The organism is Rhodanobacter umsongensis, from assembly GCF_042654965.1.
Lineage (GTDB): Bacteria > Pseudomonadota > Gammaproteobacteria > Xanthomonadales > Rhodanobacteraceae > Rhodanobacter > Rhodanobacter umsongensis.
In genome coordinates this window covers 323169-346784 of sequence record NZ_JBHSMK010000003.1, presented here as the reverse complement: position 1 = coordinate 346784, position 23616 = coordinate 323169, and the positions used below count along the sequence as shown (strand labels likewise).

Annotated in this window: 20 protein-coding genes; 8 read left to right on the top strand and 12 right to left on the bottom strand. The window is 65.5% G+C overall.

Annotation, left to right across the window (positions count from 1 at the left end):
• The first annotated feature begins 8 nt into the window (after nucleotides 1-8).
• Nucleotides 9-1010 (top strand): bile acid:sodium symporter family protein, encoded by a 1002-nt coding sequence (locus ACFPME_RS06775; RefSeq protein WP_377303410.1) that lies wholly within the window; start codon nucleotides 9-11, stop codon nucleotides 1008-1010.
• Nucleotides 1011-1607: 597 nt separating this feature from the next.
• On the opposite strand, the gene ACFPME_RS06770 is transcribed toward ACFPME_RS06775, so the two are convergent.
• Nucleotides 1608-2282: a hypothetical protein gene (locus ACFPME_RS06770; RefSeq protein ID WP_377303408.1), complete on the bottom strand. Its 675-nt coding sequence runs from the start codon at nucleotides 2280-2282 to the stop codon at nucleotides 1608-1610.
• A gap of 198 nt (nucleotides 2283-2480) precedes the next feature.
• Between ACFPME_RS06770 and ACFPME_RS06765 the strand changes: the two genes are divergently transcribed.
• Together ACFPME_RS06765 and ACFPME_RS06760 are read left to right on the top strand one after the other, a co-directional pair.
• Nucleotides 2481-3614 carry a sensor histidine kinase gene (locus ACFPME_RS06765; protein WP_377303407.1) on the top strand — a complete coding sequence of 378 codons (1134 nt, stop codon included), beginning with the start codon at nucleotides 2481-2483 and terminating at the stop codon, nucleotides 3612-3614.
• Nucleotides 3611-4396, top strand: coding sequence for a LytR/AlgR family response regulator transcription factor (locus tag ACFPME_RS06760; protein WP_377303406.1), 786 nt, complete (start codon nucleotides 3611-3613; stop codon nucleotides 4394-4396). The genes ACFPME_RS06765 and ACFPME_RS06760 overlap by 4 nt, the downstream gene beginning before the upstream one ends.
• Nucleotides 4397-4594: 198 nt before the next feature.
• Here ACFPME_RS06760 and mgtA read toward each other — a convergent pair whose 3' ends face one another.
• The gene (gene mgtA, locus ACFPME_RS06755; RefSeq protein ID WP_377303404.1) at nucleotides 4595-7261 is read right to left on the bottom strand and encodes a magnesium-translocating P-type ATPase; all 2667 of its coding nucleotides are present in this window, start codon (nucleotides 7259-7261) and stop codon (nucleotides 4595-4597) included.
• 830 nt (nucleotides 7262-8091) lie between these two features.
• Here mgtA and ACFPME_RS06750 point away from each other — a divergent pair.
• On the top strand, nucleotides 8092-9690 hold the full coding sequence (locus ACFPME_RS06750; RefSeq protein WP_377303402.1) for a tetratricopeptide repeat-containing sulfotransferase family protein: 1599 nt from the start codon (nucleotides 8092-8094) through the stop codon (nucleotides 9688-9690).
• A gap of 110 nt (nucleotides 9691-9800) precedes the next feature.
• On the opposite strand, the gene cyoE is transcribed toward ACFPME_RS06750, so the two are convergent.
• From cyoE to ACFPME_RS06725, 5 genes are all read right to left on the bottom strand, one after another.
• Nucleotides 9801-10706: a heme o synthase gene (cyoE, locus tag ACFPME_RS06745; protein WP_377303400.1), complete on the bottom strand. Its 906-nt coding sequence runs from the start codon at nucleotides 10704-10706 to the stop codon at nucleotides 9801-9803.
• Between the two features lie 88 nt (nucleotides 10707-10794).
• Entirely contained in the window at nucleotides 10795-11205 is a 411-nt protein-coding gene (locus ACFPME_RS06740; protein WP_377303398.1) for an EF-hand domain-containing protein, read from the bottom strand.
• Between the two features lie 163 nt (nucleotides 11206-11368).
• Nucleotides 11369-12517: a COX15/CtaA family protein gene (locus ACFPME_RS06735; RefSeq protein ID WP_377303396.1), complete on the bottom strand. Its 1149-nt coding sequence runs from the start codon at nucleotides 12515-12517 to the stop codon at nucleotides 11369-11371.
• Complete coding sequence (locus tag ACFPME_RS06730) at nucleotides 12517-13089, bottom strand: cupredoxin domain-containing protein (RefSeq protein ID WP_377303394.1); 573 nt, start codon at nucleotides 13087-13089, stop codon at nucleotides 12517-12519. Before ACFPME_RS06730 ends, ACFPME_RS06735 begins: the two co-directional genes overlap by 1 nt.
• Nucleotides 13086-13844, bottom strand: a complete 759-nt coding sequence (locus tag ACFPME_RS06725) for an SURF1 family protein (RefSeq protein ID WP_377303392.1) — start codon at nucleotides 13842-13844, stop codon at nucleotides 13086-13088. Before ACFPME_RS06725 ends, ACFPME_RS06730 begins: the two co-directional genes overlap by 4 nt.
• A gap of 59 nt (nucleotides 13845-13903) precedes the next feature.
• Here ACFPME_RS06725 and ACFPME_RS06720 point away from each other — a divergent pair, with 59 nt between their 5' ends.
• Nucleotides 13904-14119, top strand: coding sequence for a twin transmembrane helix small protein (locus ACFPME_RS06720; RefSeq protein WP_377303390.1), 216 nt, complete (start codon nucleotides 13904-13906; stop codon nucleotides 14117-14119).
• 207 nt (nucleotides 14120-14326) lie between these two features.
• Here ACFPME_RS06720 and ACFPME_RS06715 read toward each other — a convergent pair whose 3' ends face one another.
• The 5 genes from ACFPME_RS06715 to ACFPME_RS06695 all read right to left on the bottom strand — a co-directional run bounded on the left by ACFPME_RS06715 (nucleotide 14327) and on the right by ACFPME_RS06695 (nucleotide 18588).
• Nucleotides 14327-15214 carry a cytochrome c oxidase subunit 3 gene (locus ACFPME_RS06715; RefSeq protein ID WP_377303388.1) on the bottom strand — a complete coding sequence of 296 codons (888 nt, stop codon included), beginning with the start codon at nucleotides 15212-15214 and terminating at the stop codon, nucleotides 14327-14329.
• A gap of 115 nt (nucleotides 15215-15329) precedes the next feature.
• A complete protein-coding gene (locus tag ACFPME_RS06710) occupies nucleotides 15330-15473 on the bottom strand; it encodes a hypothetical protein (RefSeq protein WP_377303386.1) in 144 nt (47 codons plus the stop codon).
• 7 nt (nucleotides 15474-15480) lie between these two features.
• Nucleotides 15481-17097: a cytochrome c oxidase subunit I gene (gene ctaD / locus ACFPME_RS06705; protein ID WP_377303384.1), complete on the bottom strand. Its 1617-nt coding sequence runs from the start codon at nucleotides 17095-17097 to the stop codon at nucleotides 15481-15483.
• Between the two features lie 75 nt (nucleotides 17098-17172).
• Nucleotides 17173-18126 carry a cytochrome c oxidase subunit II gene (gene coxB, locus ACFPME_RS06700; protein WP_377303382.1) on the bottom strand — a complete coding sequence of 318 codons (954 nt, stop codon included), beginning with the start codon at nucleotides 18124-18126 and terminating at the stop codon, nucleotides 17173-17175.
• A gap of 24 nt (nucleotides 18127-18150) precedes the next feature.
• A complete protein-coding gene (locus ACFPME_RS06695; RefSeq protein ID WP_377303663.1) occupies nucleotides 18151-18588 on the bottom strand; it encodes a DUF2244 domain-containing protein in 438 nt (145 codons plus the stop codon).
• A gap of 270 nt (nucleotides 18589-18858) precedes the next feature.
• Here ACFPME_RS06695 and putA point away from each other — a divergent pair, with 270 nt between their 5' ends.
• The 3 genes from putA (at nucleotide 18859) to ACFPME_RS06680 (ending at nucleotide 23499) form a co-directional block, all read left to right on the top strand.
• Nucleotides 18859-22014 (top strand): bifunctional proline dehydrogenase/L-glutamate gamma-semialdehyde dehydrogenase PutA, encoded by a 3156-nt coding sequence (gene putA / locus ACFPME_RS06690; protein ID WP_377303379.1) that lies wholly within the window; start codon nucleotides 18859-18861, stop codon nucleotides 22012-22014.
• Between the two features lie 124 nt (nucleotides 22015-22138).
• On the top strand, nucleotides 22139-22306 hold the full coding sequence (locus ACFPME_RS06685; protein WP_377303377.1) for a hypothetical protein: 168 nt from the start codon (nucleotides 22139-22141) through the stop codon (nucleotides 22304-22306).
• A 107-nt stretch (nucleotides 22307-22413) separates the two neighbouring features.
• Complete coding sequence (locus ACFPME_RS06680) at nucleotides 22414-23499, top strand: AraC family transcriptional regulator (protein WP_377303375.1); 1086 nt, start codon at nucleotides 22414-22416, stop codon at nucleotides 23497-23499.
• Nucleotides 23500-23616: the final 117 nt, after the last annotated feature.

Here is a 23616-nt window from a genome sequence, read left to right as displayed (position 1 = left end):
TCGCCCGCATGGCGTTGCGCCGCGTCCGCCCGGACCGCTTCACTCTTGCCCTGCTCGCGACCGTGCTGCTCGCCTCTCTGCTGCCGTGTCGCGGCCCGTCAGCACGGATCGCCGACGGAATCACCGATGGCGCCATCGCCCTGTTGTTCTTCCTGCACGGGGCCAAGCTGCCGCGTGCGGCGATCATGCAGGGCCTGACCCACTGGCGGCTGCACCTGACCGTCTTCGCCAGCACCTTCGTGCTGTTCCCCCTGCTCGGGCTGGCATTGATGCCGCTTGGGCATGCGTTGCTGACGCCCCAGCTCTATCTCGGCGTGCTGTTCGTGTGCACGTTGCCGTCGACCGTGCAGTCATCGATTGCATTCACCTCGATCGCCGGCGGCAACGTGTCGGCCGCCGTGGTCAGCGCATCCATGTCGAACCTCATCGGCATCGTGCTGACACCGCTGCTGGTCGGGCTGCTGCTGGCCAGCCATGGCGGGGGCGCCTCGTGGCAGGGTGTGCTGGACATCATGCTGCGGTTGTTGCTGCCATTCGCGCTTGGCCACGTCGCGCGGCGCTGGATCGGCGGCTTCGTCGACCGGCACAGGCCGCTGCTGGGCTACACCGATCAGGGCACGATCCTGCTGGTGGTGTACACCGCGTTCAGTGCCGCGGTGATCGATGGCTTGTGGCGCGACACGCCGATCTCCGCCCTGCTGTCCACCCTGGCGATGTGCGCGCTGCTGCTGGCAACGGTGATGCCGACGCTGACCTGGGCCGCGCGCCGGTTCGGCTTTTCGCGCGGGGACGAAATCACCATCGTGTTCTGCGGCTCCAAGAAGAGCATGGCCAGCGGCATCCCGATGGCGAAGATCCTGTTCGCCGGCCAGCTCGGCGGCCTCGGCGCGCTGGTGCTGCCGCTGATGATCTTCCACCAGTTGCAGCTGATGGTGTGCGCGGTGGTGGCGCGGCGTTACGCGGCGCACGGTACGCGTCCCGTTGCCGAGGATGATCGCGAAGCGGATTGATGGCTGCTGTCATAGTGACCAGCGACAAACCACCCGTAGGAGCGCACCCCCAGAATCAAGTCCGGGGCAGGCTCTGTGCGCGACGCTCTTGTTGCATTCAGAGCGAAGAGCTTTCGTGCGCCTCCGGCGCGCGAGTCACTTTCTCTTTGCGTGCTCCAAGAGAAAGTAACCAGAGAGAAAAAGCACCCCGCTTGGCGCTTGCCGCCCATCCATGGGCGGCACGTCCGCGAGTCGGAGCCGGGCTTTGCGAACGGGCATCCCGCCGATGCGAAAAGGAACCGACATCCATGTCGGTTCCCGCTGCGCGGCCTGTCGAGCCGGGCTCGCCGCCGCACAGGGGCCCCGGCAGAGCAGCGGGCCCATCCTGGTCCGCACTCGATACGCGACCGCTGCGCGGTTGCGACAGCAAAAGGCAGGCGGCAGTGGACGATTGTTCAAGCGGGGGAGGGAGTCTGCTATCGGCCATAAGCGGATAGGCGTGAACTGAGCCGACCTGTATGGCGGGTTCGCCTTGAGTGAATGGTTGGGCCTGCTCGCGGGACGATAGCGATTGCCGACGAATTCCGCTCCCCTGCGCATCTCTGGCGAATTTCGAAGTTACGAGAATCCGTCGTTTCTTCGAAGTGATGGCGATTTCACTTCTATTCTTTGATCCGCCTTCGCAAGCCTCTGCCCGCGGTACCGCTTTGAGAGCGCGACCCGCAGCACCCAGAAGACGAGCAGGCCGATCACCAGAAGCTCCGGCAGTTGGAGCAGGAACGAGCCCTGCAAGGTCTCCGGAAAGACGTCCTGTTGCCCGATGAAAAACGAACTCGCCGCGATATAGAGCGCCACGGACATTCGCCAGAGGTGCTGCAGGATTCGGGATCGGCGTTTCAGGCCACCACGCGCGAGCGTCCATGCATCGCTGACGGCACCGAAGGCGGCGATCCCGGAAAAGACGAAATAGATCGCCGCGGGAACGACGAACGTGCCGTCGAGCACGTCGGCGTGGCCGTTCCGGGCCTCGATACCAAGGTGCAGGCCATAGGCGGCGACCGAAACCCCAAGGGCCAGTACCAGCCATTCCAGGATGCCGGCCTCGCCGTCGGCGCGCCTGGCGGCCAGCCCGCCCGAACTGACCAGATAGGCCGTCAGCGCTGCCGCCAGCATCGAGACACGCACCTCCGCCAAAGCGGCGATATATCCACCCATGACCGCCATCACCAACATCGAGGCAAAGAAGACGCGACCTGCGATGCGATGGGGCAGACTGCCTTTCGCCGCGATCATGGCCGCGGCTCCGGACAATAGACCCAGGGCTCCGCCAACGATGTGCACCACCAACTGCCACGTCATATCTCACCCCTCTCCCGTTCCGGACCTCGCGAGCGAAACATTGACCGTGGGAAGGCGCGAAAGCGAGCTGTTTGCGATGGACGACGGCCTGGGCGGGTCGGCTGACGATTGCCGCGGACGAACGGCGGAAATGTGCTGCGCAGCCGGGTCGCACAGTGCGAATCCGCCCGCACCCTATTCTATAGTTGGTCAATGGCGACCACTGTTCCCTCAGTAGAACCACGAGGCCTAGCTCCCCGCATGCTGGGCTGGCGACGCGTGCGGCTCGTACTGATGACGAGCCTGGTGCTGAGCGTTCTCCTGCTGCCGAGTTGGGAGGGTCCGTGGGTCGTGCTGTTTGTCCGCATGATGTTCTTGGGCCTGTTCCAACTGATGGTCTTCGGACTGTTCGAGCGCTGGCCCAGGCGTCTGCCGCGCTGGATGGCGCGCTGGGTGCTGCAGGTCGCAGGCGTGGCGATTGCGGTGCCGTTCGCCGTGGCGATCGCCTATTCGCTGACGACGTTTGGCGACGCAGTGCCGTGGCCGCACAGTGAAGACCGGCTGTCCGGCTTCGCGATGATCACCGGGCTCGGCATCCTGCTGACGCCATGGATCGCCATGACGGCGTTGTACCGGCACATCAACGGCCAGGCGCTGGCCTTCGAGCTGGAGCGCAGTGAGTACGAGCGCAATGCCGCGCAAACCCGTCTGCGGCTGTTGCAGGCGCAGGTCGAGCCGCATTTCCTGTTCAACACGCTGGCCAACGTGCGCGAGCTGGTCGATTCCGGATCGCCGCAGGCCTCCGCGGTGCTCGGCAGCCTGATCGCGTACCTGCGTGCGGCGGTCCCGCGCCTGCACGAGCCGATGACCACACTCGCACAGGAAATCGAGCTGGTGCGCGCGTATCTGGAAGTGATGCACATGCGCATGCCCGACCGCCTGCAGTTCACGCTGCACGCCGATGAAGCGGCCCTGGCATCGCATCTTCCGGCGATGACGCTGTTGACTCTGGTCGAGAACGCTGTACGGCATGGCATCGACCCAAGCGAGGAAGGCGGCCGGATCGATGTGCGTGTGCGCGTGAGGGACGGGCGCTGCCGCGCTGAAGTCATCGACACCGGCGTAGGCCTGGGGCAGGCCGGCGATGGGCTGGGCACCGGACTTTCGAACCTGCGCGAGCGCCTGCAGCTGGCCTTCGGCGGCGATACGCAGCTGCGGTTGCTGCCGCTCGAACCGAAGGGCGTCTGCGCCGAACTCGAGTTTCCTGCGCGGGAGAGGCCGGCATGAGCAGTTCGCGCCCCACTGCATTGATCGCCGATGACGAGCCGCTGTTGCGCAAGCAGCTGATGCGGCTGCTTGCGCAGGCCTGGCCCGAACTGCATGTTGTCGCTCAGGCGCGCAATGGCCGCGAGGCGGTCGAGCAGTTCGAGGCGCTGCGGCCCGACATCTGCTTTCTCGATGTGCATATGCCGGCCCTGTCCGGCGTGGAGGTGGCGCGCTTCATCGATCGCCGTGCACATCTCGTCTTCGTCACCGCGTTCGACCAGTACGCTGTGCAGGGCTTCGAACAGGGTGCGCTTGACTACTTGGTGAAGCCGGTGGAACTGGCGCGCCTGAGCGACACGGTGGCGCGTCTGCAGGAACGATTGCGCGCCGCGCAACCGGTACCCGACACCCGCACGCTTCTGGAGCAACTGGAAGCGCACCTTTGCAAGAAGGCGGCACTGACGCCGCTGCGCTGGATCCGCGTTTCGGTCGGGCAGGCGCTGCGCCTGGTTTCGGTCGACCAGATCGACTTCCTGCGCTCTGACGAGAAGTACACCCTGGTTGCATGGCGCGGCGACGACGGCAAGACAGCCGGGGGATTGATCCGGACGCCGCTGAAGGAACTGGTGGCGCAACTGGATGCTGCGCATTTCGTGCAGGTGCACCGTTCCGTGGTCGTGAATCTCCGCGCGATCAGCCATGTCTTGCGTGGCGAAAACGAGACCGCGGACATCCACCTGAAGGGCCGCGCGGACGTGCTGCCCGTGAGCCGCACGTACCTGCACCTGTTCCGCCAGATGTGACCCGCGCCTATCAGCGCAGTCACTAGGGCGTGCGGAATTTTGTGTAAACGGAGCTCGCTGCGGCTCGAAGCTGCCTTGCCGATCACGCGGGATCTCGTGGCAGTTTCCTGCCTGTGGCCCGTTTACACAAAATCTGGGACACCCCCAGCTACGAAACACCCGCCGAATGCTATCGGCAATGGAGCAGGCGGGCAGCGATCAAAGCCAGCGCCCGTAGCGGCGGATGTAGATCAGTTTCATCAGCTGGGTCAGCACGCAATAGCTGATCAGGGTCAGCGCCAGCCACGCGAAGTACATCGGCGGCAGCGGCACCATGCCGATCTTCGCGCCGAGCGCGCTGAACGGGATGAGCATGCCGATGACGATGATCGCGAGGGTCAGCCCCAGCACCGGTGCCGAGGCGATGCTCTGCACGAACGGGATTCGCCGCGTGCGGATCATGTGCACGATCAGCGTCTGCGACAGCAGGCCCTCGATGAACCAGCCGGACTGGAACAGTGACTGCCGCGCCGGTGTGTTCGCGCCGAAGTAGTGCCACATCAGCCAGAACGTGGTGATGTCGAAGATCGAGCTGACCGGGCCCACCCACGCCATGAAACGGCCGATGTCGCCGGCGTCCCAGCGACGCGGCTTGCTCAAGTACTCCTCGTCCATGCGGTCGAACGGAATGGACAACTGCGAGATGTCGTACAGCAGGTTCTGCACCAGGATCTGCAGCGGAAGCATCGGCAGGAACGGCAGGAAAGCGCTGGCCACCAGCACGCTGAACACGTTGCCGAAGTTCGAGCTGGCGGTCATCTTGATGTACTTCATGATGTTGCCGAAGGTGATCCGCCCTTCGATCACGCCCTCCTCCAGGACCATCAGGTTTTTTTCCAGCAGGATGATGTCCGCGGATTCCTTGGCGATGTCGGTGGCGGTGTCCACCGAGATGCCCACGTCGGCATCGTGCAGCGCCGGCGCGTCATTGATGCCGTCGCCGAGGAATCCGACCGTGTGGCCGACCCGCTGCAGCGCGCGCACCACGCGCGCCTTCTGCAGCGGCGACATCTTGGCGAACACGGTGACGCGCGCGACCAGCGCATCCAGCGCGGCATCATCCAGCGCTTCGACATCCCTGCCCTGCACGGAATGGGTGACATCCAGACCGACCTCGCGGCAGATCTTGCGCGTCACCGCCTCGTTGTCGCCGGTGATCACCTTCACTTCGACGCCGTGACTGTGCAGCGCACGGATCGCGGTGGCGGCGGAGTCTTTCGGCGGATCGAGAAACGCCAGGCAGCCAACCGCAATCAGGTCGCTTTCATCGGCCACGCTGTAGGGCCGTTCATGCGCCGGCCGGCGCCGCACCGCGACGACCAGCACGCGCAGGCCGTCCTCGTTGAGCCGGTGGGTCATCGCCTTGATCTCGCGGCGACGTTCATCGGTCATCGGCCCGGTGACGTCGCCGACTTTTGCGAACGCGCAGATCGACAGCATCTCCTCGACCGCGCCCTTGCAGATCAGCAGGTGCTCGCCGCCGCCGTCGGCGACCACCACCGACATGCGCCGGCGCTGGAAGTCGAACGGGATCTCGTCGACCACCCGGTACCGTGTCGCCGCTGCTTCCAGGTCGCGATGCGCCAGCACCGCCTTGTCCATCAGGTTCTTGAGCCCGGTCTGGAAACGGCTGTTGAGATAGCCGTACTCCAGTGCCTCGTCGGATTCCTCGCCATCGAGGTCGAGGTGCCGTTCAAGCACGATCTTGTCCAGCGTCAGCGTGCCGGTCTTGTCGGTGCACAGCACATCCATCGCGCCGAAGTTCTGGATCGCGTTGAGCTGTTTCACCACCACTTTGCGCCGCGACATCGCCAGCGCACCCTTGGCGAGGTTCGCCGTGACGATCAGCGGCAGCATCTCCGGGGTCAGCCCCACCGCGATGGAGAGCGCGAACAGGAACGCCTCGGTCCAGTTGTGCTTGTCCAGTCCATTGATCAGGAACACGACCGGGACCATCACCGCCATGAAGCGCAGCAACAGCCAGCTGACGCTGCTCACGCCGCGATCGAAACTGGTCTGCACGCGCTGACCGCTCATGCTGTGCGCCAACGAGCCGAGATAGCTGCGCGCACCGGTCGCCAGTACCACGGCGGTCGCGGTACCGCTGACCACGTTGGTGCCCATGTAGCAGACGCTGGGCAGATCCAGCGGATCGGGATCCGGCAGAGTGCTGCCGTGGCCGTCATCGGCGCGGGTGCGCGCCGGCGCCGACTTCTCCACCGGCAGCGATTCGCCGGTGAGAATCGCCTGGCTGATGAAAAGATCCTTCGCACCGAGCAGACGCAGATCGGCCGGCACCATGTCGCCGGCCGCGAGATGCACGATGTCGCCCACGACAAGCTCGACCACGGGCACTTCGATCTGCTCGCTGTGGCCGTCGGAGGCACGCCGCGTCACCGTGGCGGTATTGCGCACCATGGCCTTCAGGGTTTCGGCGGCGCGCGAAGAGCGATACTCCTGGCTGAAACTCAGCAGCACGCTGATGCCGACCATCACCGCGATGATGATCGGACCGGTCAGGTCGTTGCCCTCGGTGACCAGCTGCACGCCAGCGAGCACCAGCAGAACCACGATGAACGGGTTCTTGAACGCGCGCAGCAACTGCAGCGACCAGTGCGGCGGTTTTTCATGCGCCACTTCGTTCAAGCCATCACGATGCAGCCGCGCTCCGATCTGTTCGGCGTCCAGGCCGGCTGACGTGGTGTCCAGCTGCCGCAGCAACACGTCCGCGTCGCAAAGAGCCTGCTCTGCCGCGGCAACGGCCAGCGGCCTGGCTGCACCCTTGCCTGCCGGTCGCATGACGGACGGGTTGGAAATCCTGTTCATGATTCGCTACCGCTATCGGAATGCTGTGTGGCGAAGCGCGGCGGCACCAGTCCGCCACGCCACGATCCTGCCCGCTCGCGCGGGCCGCAGATCAATCCGGACGTGGGGGAGGCCAGCCCTTGCGGTGCACGGCGCTCATCCGCGACCCGCACCGAGACGCCGGTGACGCGGCGTCCTCAGGAACGACGCCGGCTCACGCCGAACCGCGGGCGACCGCCCGGCCTGCGTCAGCTCGACCACCACGGAACCCTCACTGGCCGTCCGACCCAAGGCGGCGGGCACGGTCACATGGAATCCGCGCGACGCGGCGGCACCGCGACCGGATGCGGTACGGACGCCTGCAGCGCACAGGCGGTAGAAATCGCGAAGGAGCTTCATCGGCCCATCTCCTCGTAACGACGCCAACGGCGTCGTCAGGGGTGGGCCAGGCTTTCCCTAGTGGAAAGCGCCAGCCGACCGCAGGCGGTCGCCGCAGGTGTTCAACTTGTTATGCGGCGCCGGCACCCGAAGCGAGCGGGTGTCGACGTTGCGACTAGGGTAAACGTCCATATGCCTTGGTTTGTCAGGACTGGGAGCCCATCGGCGCAGCGCGCCGGAGGGCGCGCGCATTGTCGTGCTGCGCTGCGCAAGTGTCAATCGCCAGGTGCACTTGTTTCGCTGGGCGAACCATCGTGCCGTGGTCGTCTTGTTATATTCACCGGCCGACTCATGCACACCTGAGCTCTCGGTGGTTTGACGCCGTCGGTCGCGTGAAAGGCCGAAGGCGGTCAGAAATCGAGAACGCACTTACGGAGCTATGCATTGCTCTGTCCACCTTCCAGCGGAATGCCATGACGAACCCATCCCCACTGCTGCCTGGCGCCCATGAGCTTCTCGCCGAGGCCAGGGCGGCGCTCAAGCGTGGCGACGCGCGCCATGCCGGTGAATTCGCCGCGCGCCTCCTGCAGGCCGAGCCCAACCATCCGGATGCGCATTACCTGGCGGGCTGCGCTGCGCTGGAGCTGCGACAGATGCCGAAGTCGCTCGAACACCTGCATCAGGCAGCCAGCATGCGGCCGCGCCACTCCGATTACGCCGTGCAGTTCGCCCGGGCACTGGTCCGGGCCCATCGCACTGGTGAAGCGCTGCAGGTCGCCAATGTTGCGCTCGCCTTGTCGCCACGCGATCCACTGATGCTGGATATGCTCGGCACGGTATATACGCAATGCCATGCCCATGAGCGTGCCGCCTCGGTGTTTCGCCGCGCGGTGGCGCTTGCCCCCGCCAATCCGATCTGCCACTTCAATTTCGCCACGTCGCTGGTCTTTGGCGGAAATGTCGAGCTGGCAGAGGGCGAACTCGAAACCTGCCTGGCGCTGGCCCCCGATTACTGGCCTGCTTATGGCGTGTTGTCGAGACTGCGCCAGCAGTCCCCGGCCAGCAATCACATCGAGCGCCTGCTTTTGCTTGCCCAGCGGACCAGTGGCGATCCTGCCGCGCAGATGCAGTTGCACATGGCGTTGGCCAAGGAATACGAGGATCTGGGCAACTACCCGCAAGCCTTCGAGCATCTGTGCGTCGGCAAGGCGGCGAACTGGCATGCGCGCAACTACACGATCGGTCGGGACGAAGCCATCGTGAACGCGCTGATCGATGCCTTCCCCGAACCGCGTTTGCAGCCACCCGGCTGCCAGACCGATGAACCCATCTTCATCATCGGCATGCCGCGCTCGGGCACCACGTTGCTGGAACGGATCCTGTCCAGCCATCCGGAGGTCTATGCCGCCGGCGAGCTGCAGAACTTCGGCGTCATGCTGGAGCGCCTGTCCGGCGGCCGGTCTCCCGTGATGCTGGACCAGGGCGTGATTGAGCGGGCCCGTCACATCAACTGGGAGCAACTGGGCGATCTCTATCTCGCCAGCACGCGCCCCGCGACCTGTCTCAAACCGCGCTTCATCGACAAGTTGCCGCACAATTTCCTGTATGCCGGGTTCATTGCGAACGCACTGCCCAACGCCCGGATCATCTGCCTGCGGCGCAATCCGCTGGACACATGCCTCAGCAATTTCCGCGAACCCTTTGCCGAAACATCGCCGTTCCACGGTTACTCGTTCGACCTGCTCGATACGGGTCGCTACTACGTGCTGTTCGATCGCCTGATGGCGCACTGGAAGCGCGTTCTGCCAGGCCGGATTCTGGAAGTGGATTACGAGACTCTCGTGACCGAGCAGGAAGCCAGCACCCGGCATCTGCTCGAGCACTGCGGCCTGCCGTGGAACGCCGCCTGCCTTCACTTCGAGCGCAACCAGGCGCCGGCGAGTACGGCAAGTTCCGTGCAGGTGCGCGCACCGATTCATCAGTCCGCGGTGAGGCGCTGGAAAAAGTACGAGGCCCAACTGACTGGGTTGCGCGAGTTGTTGACGGCCGCGGGGATTGATTGCGATCAATGATCTGCAAACTGTTTCCTGTCCGGCGGCCGGCGTGAGGCCCATCGCCCGTGCAGCCCGTCGATACATGGCCAGTGCCGAAGCATCCTGGCCACTGCGACCCGGATGCCCGATCAGGCCAGCTGCTGAAGTGCCAGGCCCTGCCGCACGATCGGCTCGGCCAGCCAATGATCCGCCAGCAGGAACGCAAACAGCGCCATCAGGTAGACAATGGAATAGTTGAACACCTTCATCGCATACAACTCATCGGGTGGATTCAACAGTCGCACCGCGTAATACAGGAACGCCGCGCCGAGCACCGCCGCACCACCCAGGTAGATCGGCCCGCTCATGCCGGTCAATGCGGGCAGCAAGGTCACCATCACCAGCAGCACGGTGTAGAACAAGATGTGCCAGCGCGTGAAGACGACGCCATGGGTCACCGGCAGCATTGGCACCTGCGCCCGCGAATAGTCGTCACGTCGGAAGATCGCCAACGCCCAGAAATGCGGCGGTGTCCACACGAAGATGATCAGGCACAGCTGCAATGCGTATGGGTGCAATGAGCCGGTCACCGCGGTCCAGCCCAGTACCGGCGGGATCGCACCGGCGAGACCGCCGATGACGATGTTCTGCGGCGTGGCGCGCTTGAGGAACGCTGTGTAGATCACCGCATAGCCGATCAGACCCGCAAACGTCAGCACCGCGGTCAGCGTATTGACCAGCAGCACCAGTACCAGCATCGACGCGATGCCCAGAGCCAGCGCAAACACGAACACCTGCGTCGCATTGAGCTCGCCGGTGGCCAGCGGCCGATGCGACGTGCGCACCATCACCTTGTCGATGCGCTGGTCGATCAGCTGGTTGAACGCGGCAGCCGAAGAAGACGCCAGCCAGATGCCCAGGGTGCCGAACACCAGGGAACGCCACTGCGGCAGGCCAGGCACGGCCAGGAACATGCCGATCACTGCGCAAAACACCAGCAGCGCAACGATGCGCGGCTTGGTCAGTTGCAGGTACTGGGAGAATTGCAGATTCACGGCGGGGTTCGGCAGCGGGCGACTGCGTAGTGTAATGCCTCAGGACCCGCCAGACAGCCGCCCGGGGCCCGCTGCTCCGGCAAAAGCCTCATGGCGAGTCAACCAGCTCGCCCGAAGCCACGTCGGTGTAGTTCGCGAATTCCGAGTAGCTCAGCCGATGATCGTGGTCGAGATCGTACTTGTCGAACTGCATGCGCAGGATGGACATTCTTTCCGGCAGCTCGGAACGTGTCAGCCGCATGTCGTGATTTCGATCCAGTTCGAGGAAGGCATCCGTCGACTGAAGCGGGGTCATCAATGGCTTCTTGCGCGAATGCCGCAGGGACTCGGCCTGCTTCTCTTCGAACGAGTCGCCGCTGGCGGCGCGAATCTGCTGGCTCATCTCCAGCCTGCCGGCGGACTGCCCCTTCTGCGGTTGCTCCTGCGCCGCCGCGCCGCCGGCCGAGCTCAGGCAGATCGCCAGGGATCCACAAAGAATGACCGACCAATGCCTCTTCATGATGGGTATTCCCTCCCGATTGGTACCGAGGAAGCACGGTCACGGATGCCACTGAACCGCGCCAGCAGGCTCCACCTTAGCGGACATCAACGAAGCTTGAGAACATTGCTTTCGGCAGGTTCCAGGTTCCACGGATCAGGCAGGCGGACCCGCTTCCCCTTCGCTACCACGTCGTTCGCTGCTGCGTGCGCGCCAGCGCGGCCAGCAGGGTAAACAGCAGCACCGCGGCGACGCCATTGTGCGCGGTGGCCACGATCAGCGGCAGTCCGAAGTACACGTTGCTGATCCCGAGCAGCACCTGGCTCACCAGTGCCAGTGCAACCGCCGTGCCGGACAGGCGCAGGCCGCGCCGCGCCAGTTTGATCGCCAGCCAGCCGAGATAGCAGAGCACCACCAGCGCCCCAAGTCGATGCACGATCTGGATCGCGCTGCGCGCAGCCATGTCGAGCACGCCGCCTTCGTAGTTGACACCGATCCCGCGCCACAGCACGAAGCCCTGGTGGAAGTCCGTCGGCGGTGTCCACTGGCCCAGACATTGCGGGAACGAGCCGGGACCATAGCCGCAGGCCAGCGCCGCGTAGTTGGCCGAAGTCCAGCCACCCAGCGCGATCTGGCAGAACAGCAGCGCAATGCCGATGGCCACCAGCCGGCGCAGGTCTGCCATGCGCTCGTCCGGCGCAGCCGCGCCGGCAAAACGCAGCGCGGCGTACGCCAGCAGCGCGAACGTGGTCATGCCGCCGAGGAGATGACCCATCACCACGATCGGTTTCAGCAGCAACGTCACCGTCCACATGCCGAGCATGGCCTGGAAGATGATCACCGCCAGCGCCAGCACGCTGATCTTCGACGCACCCGGCTGCGGCAGCCTGATCGCCGCGAACAGCGGCAGCGCGATGGCGAATGCCGCCAGCAACGACGACCACAGGTGTTCGCCGCGCATGTACAGCCCCACGCCTGCCGCGGCGAACGCCGCGCCCGCGATCACCATCAGCAGTGCGCTGCGTTTGCGCGCGCTCGCCAGCAGCGCCAGCAACAGCACCATCACGCCGAGCGTGCCGGCGAGGAAGCGGTGCACCTGCTCGCGCCAGGCTTTGTGCGCCTCGTAGGGACGTTCGGGAAATGCCGCGTCCGCGTGCGCCACGGCCTGCGCGTGCTGCGGCCAGGTGACCTGGCCGTAGCACGTCGGCCAGTCCGGACAGGACAGGCCTGCGTTGGACAACCGCACGAACGCGCCGAACATCACCAGCCCGAACGCGAACACGGCGGCCAGCAGCGACAATCCGCGCAGGATCTTCAGCGCGCGCGGCGCCATCACTTGATCACCTTCTTCATGTCGCGCAGCAGGCCCGGGCCGTCGAAGCCGGCCGGATAGAAAGCCAGTGCAGTGCCGTTGGATTCGACCAGCAACGCGCTCACGCTGTCAGGCGTGGTCGGCCGGTACTCGGCAAGCTTGCCATCGACGTCGCTGCCGAGCGACCAGTAGGTCTGCATGGCCGCGCGGCGGGACACATCCGTCGGCGGCGCGCCGAGGTAGAGCAGGCGCAGCCGGTCCTGGCTGCGGTTGAGCATGAGGCGCGCCTTCGCCAGCCCGGTCAGCGCCTCGAAGCAATGCAACGCGCAGTTCGGCCCCGCCAGGGCCACCAGGGTCAGCCGCGGCTCGCTGTCGCGCCACGCATACAGGCGGCCATCGGCCAGCCGCACCGGCAGCTTCTCGTCGACGAAATTGCGCTGCGGCTGGATCGGCTGACCGGTCCCCTTGACGCCCGGCTGCCAGCCGCTCCAGTTGAGCAGGCCGGCGACGATCATCGGTGCGGCGAACACCAACGCGATCAGCAGCAGGAAAAGACGGCTGCGACGCAGCGATTTCGGATCAACATTGTTCATCGGGCTTCATCGTCATTCGGATAACGGGGTTTGCGCGGCTTGCGGCGATTGAGCACCAGCAGGATCACCACCGCCGCCAGCGCGAACGAGAACCACTGGAAGGCATATGCCCGGTGCCGCGCCGGCGGCATCGAGGACAGGTCGAGCGCGTGCACGCGCACGTAGACCGAGGCAGGATCGGCGTCCAGCGCCAGCACCCGCGGATACAGCGGCTGGTCGAGGTCGCGGGCGATTTCCGCCGGGTCGAGAAAGATGCTTTCCTTCGGCCAACGGGACTGCCGCGCCAGCGCGTCGCCACCCATCTCGAAGCCGGTCGGCGGCGGTGGCACGTACAACCCCTGCAGCGTGACCTCGGCGTCCGGCAGCGGTGGCAGGTACGGCCGCTGGCGGGTGCCGTTGCCGGTCAGGAAACCCAGGTCGACCAGCAGCAGGGTATGCGGCTGATCGCGCACCACGAACGGCGCGAATACCTCCACCCCACCGCGGCCATCATGCCTGGGGTTGTCCAGCAGGTACGTTCGGCCAGCGAGATAGTGGCCGCTCACGCGCACCCGCGGAAAGCCATCGGCGAGCGGCTTCGCGGCCACCTCCGCAAAGTCTCGCCATGGCGCCGAGGCCGATGCGGCATACCGCCGCAGAAGTGCTTCCTTGAAGTCCGCGCGATGCAGCTGCCAGACGCCCAAACGTATGAACAGCAAGGCGCCAGCCGCCGTCAGCAGCAAGGCCCACCACGGTGGCCGCCGAAAACGGATCACGCGGCGAGCCCGCCCCTGGTGGCTATACTGGCTTGGTCGAAATGGATCGGATCAATCACGTGGAAACCGTCTACAAAATCGCGCTGGTGGTGGTGTTGCTGGTGGTGATCTTCAGCCTCGGCCAGGCGCTGTATTTCATGATGACCGACAAGGACGACGACAAGCGCACGGTGTGGGCATTGACCCGTCGCATCGGACTGTCACTGCTGCTGATCGGCATGGTCGCGCTGGGCATCTGGATGGGTTGGCTGCATCCGCACGACGTAGGCCAGTAATTGTAGCGTCTGCGCCTTCCACGCGGGCCGGTTGCGACAAATGGCGCGACGCGGTTGCGGAGCGGCAGGGACGGTCGAATTGCCCCGGGCCAAACAGCAAAAAACCCGCCATCGGCGGGTTTTTTTGTCGGGGATCCGGATGGCGACTTTCTGTGGAGCAGTCCGGCACCGATCGCCGGCTCTGCTCTTCGCGACACGGATTTCGCGTCAAAGAATATAGACGAACATGAACAGGCCGAGCCAGACCACGTCGACGAAGTGCCAGTACCAGGCCACCGCCTCGAAACCGAAGTGGTGCTCCTTGCTGAAATGGCCCTTGAGCACCCGCAGCCAGATCACCGCCAGCATGATCGTGCCCAGCGTCACGTGCAGGCCGTGGAAGCCGGTCAGCAGGAAGAAGGTCGAGCCGTAGACCCCGCTGTGCAGGGTCAGGTTGAGCTCCTTGTAGGCCTCCATGTACTCGTGGGCCTGGAAGTACAGGAAGGTCGCGCCCAGCAGCACGGTGAGGCCGAGGAACAACAGGATCTTGCCGCGATGACCGGCGCGCAACGCGTGATGGGCGATGGTCACCGTGACGCTCGAGGTCAGCAGGATCAGCGTGTTCAGCAACGGCAGGCCCCAGGCCGGCACGGTGCTGAATGCGCCGCCGACATGTTCCGGACCATTGCCGGCGCTGGCGCCCCACGACGCGGCGTAGTCGCTCCACAGGAACTGGTGGGTCAGTGCACCGTGCCCGTGGCCGCCCAGCCAGGGCACCGAGAACATGCGGATGTAGAACAGCGCGCCGAAGAACGCGCCGAAGAACATCACCTCGGAGAAGATGAACCACATCATGCCCATGCGGAACGAGGTGTCGACCTGGTGGTTGTAGTCGCCGGCCAGCGATTCGTTGATCACCGAGCGGAACCAGCCGAAGAACATGCCGAGCACGCCGATCACGCCGACCATCAGCACGGTCTTGCCGAAACCGGCATCGCCGGGCTCGGCATTCAGCCAGTGCGCGGCACCGAACACGGTGGTGAACATGACCACTGCGGCCACGAACGGCCAGTAGCTCTTGGCCGGAACAAAATAAGCGTCGTGCTGCTGACCCATGGTGAGACCCCGTGGATTTCTCTTGATGACTTCTGCCCCGCCGTACCGGCCGGGGAACTGCATGCCGATCGTCCAAACCCGACCGGTTGAAGGAAAACATATCGCCGCGGTGCCGCTATTTCATCAACACGATCTGCACGAACGAGACCAGAAAGAACGCCGCCACGATCAACACAAGAATCGTCACGGTGCGCCGCACGCCCTTGCGCCGGTCGTCGCCGGTTCGGTCCGCTTTCTGCTGCGCCGTCGGCCTGGTCACGTCGAGATCAGTCGTTGACGTGGCCGTGGGCCAGTTCGTCGTCATGAATCACCGGCGGCAGTTCGAAGGTGTGGTGCGGCGCCGGTGACGGCACCGTCCACTCCAGACCCTTCGCACCCTCCCACACGCGATCGGTGGCCTTCTTCTTCGAGAACCATGCGCAATGGATCAGCACGCCCAGGAAGATCAGCTGCGAGGCGCCGAACAGGAAACCGCCGATCGAGCTGATCATGTTGAAGTTGGCGAAGGCCACGTTGTAGTCGGGGATGCGGCGCGGCATGCCGGCCAGGCCCAGGAAGTGCTGCGGGAAAAACAGCACGTTGACCCAGATCACGCTGTTCCAGAAATGGACCTTGCCCCAGAACTCGCTGTACATGTTGCCGGTCCACTTGGGCAACCAGTAGTACGCGGCGCCGATGATGGCGAACAGCGCGCCGGTCACCAGCACGTAGTGGAAATGCGCCACCACGAAGTAAGTGTCGTGATACTGGAAATCGGCCGGCACCAGGGCCAGCATCAGGCCGGAGAAGCCGCCGATGGTGAACAGGATGATGAACGCGATCGCGAACAGCATCGGCGTCTCGAACGTCATCGAACCGCCCCACATGGTGGCGACCCAGTTGAACACCTTCACGCCGGTCGGCACCGAGATCAGCATGGTGGCGTACATGAAGAAGATCTCGGCGCCCAGCGGCAGGCCCACCGCGAACATGTGATGTGCCCACACGATGAACGACAGGAACGCGATGCAGGCGATTGCGAATACCATCGCCTTGTAGCCGAAGATCGGCTTGCGCGCGAAGGTCGGCACGATCTCCGAGATGATCCCGAACGCCGGCAGGATCATGATGTAGACCTCGGGGTGGCCGAAGAACCAGAAGATGTGCTGGTACAGCACGGGATCGCCGCCGCCGCCCGGGTTGAAGAAGTTGGTGCCGAAGTACTTGTCGGTGAGCAGCATCGTCACTGCACCGGCCAGCACCGGCATCACCGCGATCAGCAGGAACGCGGTGATCAGCCAGCTCCACACGAACACCGGCATCTTGAGCAGGTCCATGCCGGGCGCGCGCATGTTGAGGATGGTGGCGATGATGTTGATCGCGCCCATGATCGAGCTGATGCCCATCAGGTGGACCGCGAACACCACGTAGGCCAGCGAATCGCTCTGCAGCGACAGCGGCGGGTACATCGTCCAGCCGCCGGCCGGGCCACCGCCGGGCAGGAGCAGCGTCGACAGCATCAGGATGAAGGCGAACGGCAGGATCCAGAACGACAGGTTGTTCATGCGCGGCAACGCCATGTCCGGCGCGCCGACCATCAGCGGGATCATCCAGTTACCGAGGCCGACGAAGGCCGGCATGATCGCGCCGAAGATCATCACCAGCGCATGCATGGTGGTCAGCTGGTTGAAGAAGTACGGCTGCATCAGCTGCAGGCCGGGCTTGAACAGCTCGGCACGGATCAACATCGCGAAACTGCCGCCGATGAAGAACATCGTCAGCGCGAAGACGAGGTACAGCGTGCCGATGTCCTTGTGGTTGGTCGACATGAACCAGCGCTGGAAGAAACCTTTCGGCGCGCCGTGGTGATCATCGTGATGATCATGGGTGGCTGCGTAGGACATGGCCGTGCACCTCTAACCTGTAATTTTTGAATGCGACTGCTTGAGAACGTGTGCGGAAACCGCGCGGGAGCTGGTTCAGCCCTGCTTGGCGCTGCCCGGAACCGCGGCGACCGGCACCGTGATCTGGGCGGATGATTGCGGTGCGGCCCCGGTGGAGGCGCCGGCGGGGGGCGCCGGCGCAGCAGCGGCGGCCTCCTGGCCAGCCAGCCATTGGGCGAAATCCGCCTTGGACTTGACCACCACCACGATCGGCATGAAGCCGTGATCCTGGCCGCACAGCTCGGCGCACTGGCCGCGATAGGTGCCGGGCGTGCGGAAGTTGGTCCACGCGGCATTGATGATTCCGGGGATCGCATCGATCTTCCAGCCCGTCGCCGGCACCCACCAGGAGTGGATCACGTCGCCGCTGGTGATCACGAAACGGATCTTGGTATCGACCGGCACCACCAGCGGCTTGTCGACGTCCAGCAGATAGGTGTTCTCGCCGTTCACCTTGACCGCGAACGGATCCATGCCCGAATCGAGCTGACGGGTCTGGTTGCTCTGCGAATCGAGCTTGGACATGAAGCCGACCTTGGCGATCGGCTTGCCCTGGTATTCGACATAGTCATAGCGCCACTTCCACTGGAAGCCGGTGACCTTGACCGTCATTTGCGACCCGGTGGTGTCGGCCCAGGTGGTGAGGCCGCCGGTGGCCAGGTAGGCCAGCACCACCAGGATGATCACCGGGATGGTGGTCCAGACGACTTCCACCATGGTGTTGTGCGACCACTTCTCGGCCACCGCCCCGCGCGATTTGCGGAAGCGGAACATCGCGATGAACATCGCGCCGAACACCAGGATGCCGATCACCGTGCACACGGCGAGCGAAATGTTGTTCAGGTGGTACGGCACCTGCGACCAGGTGCTCGCGCCGCGCTCCATGTTGAGCTGCCACGGACCGGGGGCGGCTTGAACCACGCTGCCGAACGACGCAAGGGCGAGAGCCGCCGCTGCCGTGAATGATCGCCTGATGCCGCCAGATGTCATGTCTTGCACCTTTGTTGAACTTGCTTAGCGTGGCTGGTCATGGAAATCGGCCAGCAACACCATGAGTTTCTTCGACAGCTCGACGCGCTCCGGTTCCGCCAGGAAAGCACCGATTTCCAGCTCGCGACCATGCGACGACAGCAGCAGACGTTGACGCCCGTTGCCCGGCTCCAGCAACACGCGAACCCAGTACGCCTGGAAACGCATGCGGCGCCGGCCCGGCAACGACTGCACCTCCAGCGACGATGCGTCGAGAGTGATGCGCTCGCTGCGATCGCCGGCCCGCCAGGCCACGCTCAAGGCGACAGCCACGGCGGCGGATTCCACCAGGGCAAACAGCGGAGCAAATACATTCCCCTGCCACGCACCCAGTGCAGCCGTTATCAGCGCCAGCGCCGCCAGCACCACGATCAGTCGACGCAGACCGCGCCGGCTGAGCGCGCGATTGGGCTTGAGCCACATCGTCACGCGCGGCAAGCCGGCGGTAGCTGGTCGAAGCACGATCATGATGATCCGGCGTGCCTGGAACAGCGGAATGATAGGCCGCGGCGAGGCGGCGGGCAAGAATGTCGCAGTCGCCTGACCTGGATCAAGGCGGCGGCCAGTTGCCGGACACCCCGCCCGCACAGCGCTTCCGGCCCGTGCGGGCGAGGTTTCGGATCCTGCCCGAATCCGCCCACGCAGCGTACAATCCCGCGCTCCCGGCGCAGCAGCGCGTTTTACGACAAGTCCGTGACCCAGCCCATACTCAGCCCCGAACTTCCGATCGACAGCCCCCCGGCGCGCGCGCGCATCACCGCAGCATGGCTGCGCGATGAAACCGAGGCGGTCAACGATCTGCTCGCCCAGGCCACCCTGCCGCCCGCCGAACGCGAGCAGGTGATCGACCTCGCCGCCGGGCTGGTCACGCGGGTGCGCGCGCGCGCGAAGGACCAGAGCGCGGTCGAGTCCTTCATGCGCCAGTACGATCTGTCCAGCGAAGAAGGCGTGCTGCTGATGTGCGTGGCCGAGGCCCTGCTGCGCATTCCCGACAAGGGCACCGCGGACAAGCTGATCCGCGACAAACTCGGCGAGGCGGACTGGAAGAAGCACCTGGGCCAGAGCGAATCGCTGTTCGTCAACGCCTCTACCTGGGGCCTGATGCTGACCGGCCACCTGGTCAATCTGAGCGAGAACACCCGTCACGATTTCACCGGCTCGCTGAAGCGCCTGGTCGGCCGCGCCGGCGAGCCGGCGATCCGCCTGGCCGTACGCCAGGCGATGCGCATCATGGGCCACCAGTTCGTGATGGGACGCACCATCGACGAGGCGCTGGACCGCTGCGCCAAGAAGGAATACGCGGTGTACCGGTATTCCTACGACATGCTGGGCGAGTCCGCGCTCACCGCGGAGACGGCCGAACGCTACCAGCAGGATTACCGCAACGCGATCGCCGCCATCGGCGCGCGCGGCCCGTTCGCCAACCACACCGACGCGCCGTCGATCTCGGTGAAGCTGTCCGCGCTGCATCCGCGCTACGAAGTCGCCAAGCGCGAACTGGCCCGTCGCCAGCTCGGGGAGAAGCTGCTGGAATTGTCGCAGCTGGCGATGAAGTACGGCATCGCGCTGTCGGTGGACGCCGAAGAGGCCGAACGCCTCGAACTGTCGCTGGACATCATCGGCGACGTATTCGCGCATCCCTCGCTGGAAGGCTGGAACGGCCTCGGCATCGTGGTGCAGGCGTACGCCAAGCGCACGCCGTTCGTGATCGACTGGCTGATCGAGACCGCACGCGCCGCGAACCGCCGCTGGTACGTGCGACTGGTCAAGGGCGCCTACTGGGACGCGGAGATCAAGCGCGCCCAGGAAAATGGCCTGGCCGGTTACCCGGTCTACACGCGCAAGCCGAACACCGACGTGTCGTACCTGGCTTGCGCGCGGCGCCTGTTCAACGCGGGCGGCGAGTTGATCTACCCGCAGTTCGCCACCCACAACGCGCACTCGATCGCCGCCGTGCACCACATCGCGCAGGGCCGTCCGTACGAGTACCAGCGCCTGCACGGCATGGGCACCGACCTGTATGCCGAAGTGATCGGCCCGCAAAACCTCAATGTGCCGTGCCGCGTGTACGCGCCGGTCGGCACGCATGAGGATCTGCTGCCCTACCTGGTGCGCCGCCTGCTCGAGAACGGCGCCAACACCAGCTTCGTCAACCGCGTGGTGGACGAGAGCGTGCCGGTGCGCGAGCTGGTCGGCGATCCGTGCGAAACGGTGCGAGCCTTTGCCTCGGTCCCTCACCCGCGCATTCCGCTGCCGGTGAATCTTTACGGTGAACTTCGGAAGAATTCCATGGGCGTCAACTTCTCCAACGACAACGAACTGAAGGCGATGGCCGACGCGGTCAACGCCAACGCCGGCCCGTGGGCCGCAGCTCCGCTGGTGCCGGGCGCGACCGCCAGCGGCCCGACCGTACAGGTGACCAATCCGGCCGACCGCCGCCAAAACGTGGGCAGCTATGTCAGCGCGGACAGCGCCACCGTCGACAAGGCGCTGGGCAATGCGGTCGCCGCCCAGCACGGCTGGGATCGCCTGCCCGCGGCCAGCCGCGCCGCGATCCTCGAACACGCCGCCGAGCAGCTGGAAGCGCGCCGCGGCGAGTTCATCGCGCTGTGCGTGCGCGAGGCCGGCAAGAGCCTGCCCGACGCGATCGCCGAGATCCGCGAGGCGGCCGATTTCCTGCGCTACTACGCCACCATGGCGCGACGCCTGTTCGGCCAGCCCGAACAACTGCCCGGCCCGACCGGCGAGAGCAACCAGCTGTTCCTCAACGGCCGCGGCGTGTTCGTCTGCATCAGCCCGTGGAATTTCCCGCTGGCGATCTTCCTCGGCCAGGTCAGCGCCGCGCTCGCCGCCGGCAATGCCGTCATCGCCAAGCCGGCCGAGCAGACTTCGCTGATCGGCCATGCCGCCGTGAAACTGCTGCACGACGCCGGCGTGCCGGTCGACGTGCTGCAATACCTGCCGGGTGACGGCGCCACCGTCGGCGCCGCCCTGACCCGCGATCCGCGCGTCGCCGGCGTCGCGTTCACCGGCTCCACCGATACCGCGTGGGCGATCAACCGCGCACTGGCCGCACGCAATGCGCCGATCGCCGCGCTGATCGCCGAGACCGGCGGCCAGAACGCGATGATCGCCGACTCCTCCGCCCTGCCCGAGCAGATCGTCAAGGACGTGATCGCCTCGGCGTTCCAGTCCGCCGGCCAGCGCTGCTCGGCCGCGCGCGTGCTGTTCGTGCAGGAGGACATCGCCGACAAGGTCTGCACCATGCTCACCGGCGCCATGGCCGAGCTGAAGGTCGGCGATCCCGGGCAACTGTCGACCGACGTCGGTCCGGTGATCGACGCGGATGCATTGAAGATCCTGGTCGACCACGCCGCGCGGATGGACACCGAGGCGAAGAAGATCGGTGAAGTCGCGCTCGATCCGGCCACCACCGCCCACGGCACGTTCTTCGCCCCACGCGCCTACGAGATTCCGTCGCTCGCCACGTTGACGCGCGAAGTGTTCGGCCCGGTGTTGCACGTGATCCGCTGGAAAGGCAGCGAGCTGAAGCAGGTGGTCGAGCAGATCAACGCCACCGGCTACGGCCTCACTCTCGGCATCCACAGCCGCATCAACGACACCGTCGACTACATCGCCAGCCACGCGCGCGTCGGCAACTGCTACGTCAACCGCAACCAGATCGGCGCGGTGGTCGGCGTGCAGCCGTTCGGCGGAGAGAACCTGTCAGGCACCGGCCCCAAGGCCGGCGGCCCGCATTACCTGCTGCGCTTCGCCGGCGAACGCACGCTCACCATCAACACCACCGCCGCCGGCGGCAATGCTTCGCTGCTGACGATCGGCGAGTAAGCCGCCACGTCTGTCCCTGCCCCATCCGGCTGAACGAACCTCTCGTCAGCCGGCGGCGTACCCGCCGCCATCACGCGCAGCCGGCCATTCCCCCGGTTCCATTCAATGAGCCGGGGCTCATCCCATGCGTCGATTCGTTTCCACCGCGCCGGTCACGCTCAGTGTCGTGATGGGCACCTTCGCGCTCGGCGGCTGTACCGTGCCGGTGCATGACCGCGGGTGTGCGGCGGGGCATCACGACGACTCCGTTAGCCATGATGATCACGATCGTGATCGTGATAGCGGCCACTGACCGGCACCGGTTGTGCGGCGCGCAAACGACGCAGTGGACTCGCGTGCTATAGAGACCGCCTCGCCTGCCGGCCCGCGCCCGCAGGCATGCGCTGGAGCATCCGCAGCATGTCACGTCCCGTCGGCACGATCGGTCTCTCCCCGGCCCACAGCGCACTGCTGGCGACCGACGATGCCCGCTTTACCGCGGCGGAATTCCCGCCGAACAAGCTGCTGTACCTGATGCAGCTCGCCGATGCGCGCGGTATCGACAGCCGGCCATGGTTTGCCGGGCTGGCGCTCAGCCGCACCCAGATTGCCGATCCGGCGCTGCGGGTGTCGTACCGGCAGGCCAGCACCTTCGTGCGCCGCGCGTTGCGGACGCTGGACGTGCCCGATGCCGGGCTGCGCATCGGGCGCGAGGGCACCATCGGCGGTTTCGGCCTGCTCGGGCTGGCGATGATGACCTCGCGCACGTTCGGCGAGGCGATGCAGTCGGGCATCCATTACCACAAGATCTGCGGCTGCCTGCTCGATCTTTCGTTCGAGGCGGTCAGCGAACACGCCGTGGCACTCGTCGCCGCGCCGCAGTTCGGCGACCGGGAGTTGCTGCCGTTCTTCTGCGAAGAGCTGTTCGCCAGTTCGACGATGATCGCGCGCGAACTGGTCGGCCCCGAACTGCGCCCGCTGCGCGTGGAGTTCAGCTATCCGCAGCCGGACTATGCGGACGAATACGCCGAGCTGTTCCAGTGCGAGCTGCAGTTCGGCGCAACGATGAACCGGCTCATCCTCGACACCCGCTGGCTGGCCCACCCGCTGCCCGGTTACAACCCGCTGACCGCGAAGCAGGCGCTGGCGCTGTGTGCGCAGCAGCGCACGCCGGACGGCGGCGAGCCGCACCAGGAGATAGTCGCTGCGGTCGAGCGCTTGCTGCGCGGCCAGTTGCGCGAACAGCCGAAGCTCAACGACGTGGCGCGCACGCTCAACCTCAGCGAGCGTTCGCTGCGCCGCAAGCTGGCCGAGAGCGGGCGCATCTTTCGCGAGATCCACGACCGCGTGCGCGCCGAGCACGCGCTGCAACTGCTGCAGGCCGGCACGCTGAGCGTGGCGGAGATCGGCGGCGAAGTCGGCTTCAATGATCCGCGCGAGTTCCGTCGCGCGTTCAAGCGCTGGACCGGGATGGCGCCGCAGCAGGCTCGCCGCGCCGCTGCCTGAGCGGGCCGCAGGCCATAACTGGCCGGCTTGCCCCCCGTCGTCTGGCCGTTTTGCCCTCCCCCTTTGCTGGTCGATGCGCGACAGTCGCTGTCGTACTGCGCCAGACGCAGCATCTGC

What these genes read in the sequence shown, in the direction of transcription:
- ACFPME_RS06760 (WP_377303406.1), top strand. Translation starts at nt 3,611, where the DNA reads ATGAGCAGTTCGCGCCCCACTGCATTGATCGCCGATGACGAGCCGCTG.
- ACFPME_RS06695 (WP_377303663.1), bottom strand. Translation starts at nt 18,588, where the DNA reads ATGTGGCTCAAGCCCAATCGCGCGCTCAGCCGGCGCGGTCTGCGTCGA.
- ACFPME_RS06715 (WP_377303388.1), bottom strand. Translation starts at nt 15,214, where the DNA reads ATGGGTCAGCAGCACGACGCTTATTTTGTTCCGGCCAAGAGCTACTGG.
- ACFPME_RS06775 (WP_377303410.1), top strand. Translation starts at nt 9, where the DNA reads ATGGCGTTGCGCCGCGTCCGCCCGGACCGCTTCACTCTTGCCCTGCTC.
- ACFPME_RS06770 (WP_377303408.1), bottom strand. Translation starts at nt 2,282, where the DNA reads ATGATCGCGGCGAAAGGCAGTCTGCCCCATCGCATCGCAGGTCGCGTC.
- ctaD (WP_377303384.1), bottom strand. Translation starts at nt 17,097, where the DNA reads ATGTCCTACGCAGCCACCCATGATCATCACGATGATCACCACGGCGCG.
- mgtA (WP_377303404.1), bottom strand. Translation starts at nt 7,261, where the DNA reads ATGAACAGGATTTCCAACCCGTCCGTCATGCGACCGGCAGGCAAGGGT.
- coxB (WP_377303382.1), bottom strand. Translation starts at nt 18,126, where the DNA reads ATGACATCTGGCGGCATCAGGCGATCATTCACGGCAGCGGCGGCTCTC.
- ACFPME_RS06750 (WP_377303402.1), top strand. Translation starts at nt 8,092, where the DNA reads ATGACGAACCCATCCCCACTGCTGCCTGGCGCCCATGAGCTTCTCGCC.
- ACFPME_RS06685 (WP_377303377.1), top strand. Translation starts at nt 22,139, where the DNA reads ATGCGTCGATTCGTTTCCACCGCGCCGGTCACGCTCAGTGTCGTGATG.
- ACFPME_RS06730 (WP_377303394.1), bottom strand. Translation starts at nt 13,089, where the DNA reads ATGAACAATGTTGATCCGAAATCGCTGCGTCGCAGCCGTCTTTTCCTG.
- ACFPME_RS06740 (WP_377303398.1), bottom strand. Translation starts at nt 11,205, where the DNA reads ATGAAGAGGCATTGGTCGGTCATTCTTTGTGGATCCCTGGCGATCTGC.
- ACFPME_RS06680 (WP_377303375.1), top strand. Translation starts at nt 22,414, where the DNA reads ATGTCACGTCCCGTCGGCACGATCGGTCTCTCCCCGGCCCACAGCGCA.
- ACFPME_RS06735 (WP_377303396.1), bottom strand. Translation starts at nt 12,517, where the DNA reads ATGGCGCCGCGCGCGCTGAAGATCCTGCGCGGATTGTCGCTGCTGGCC.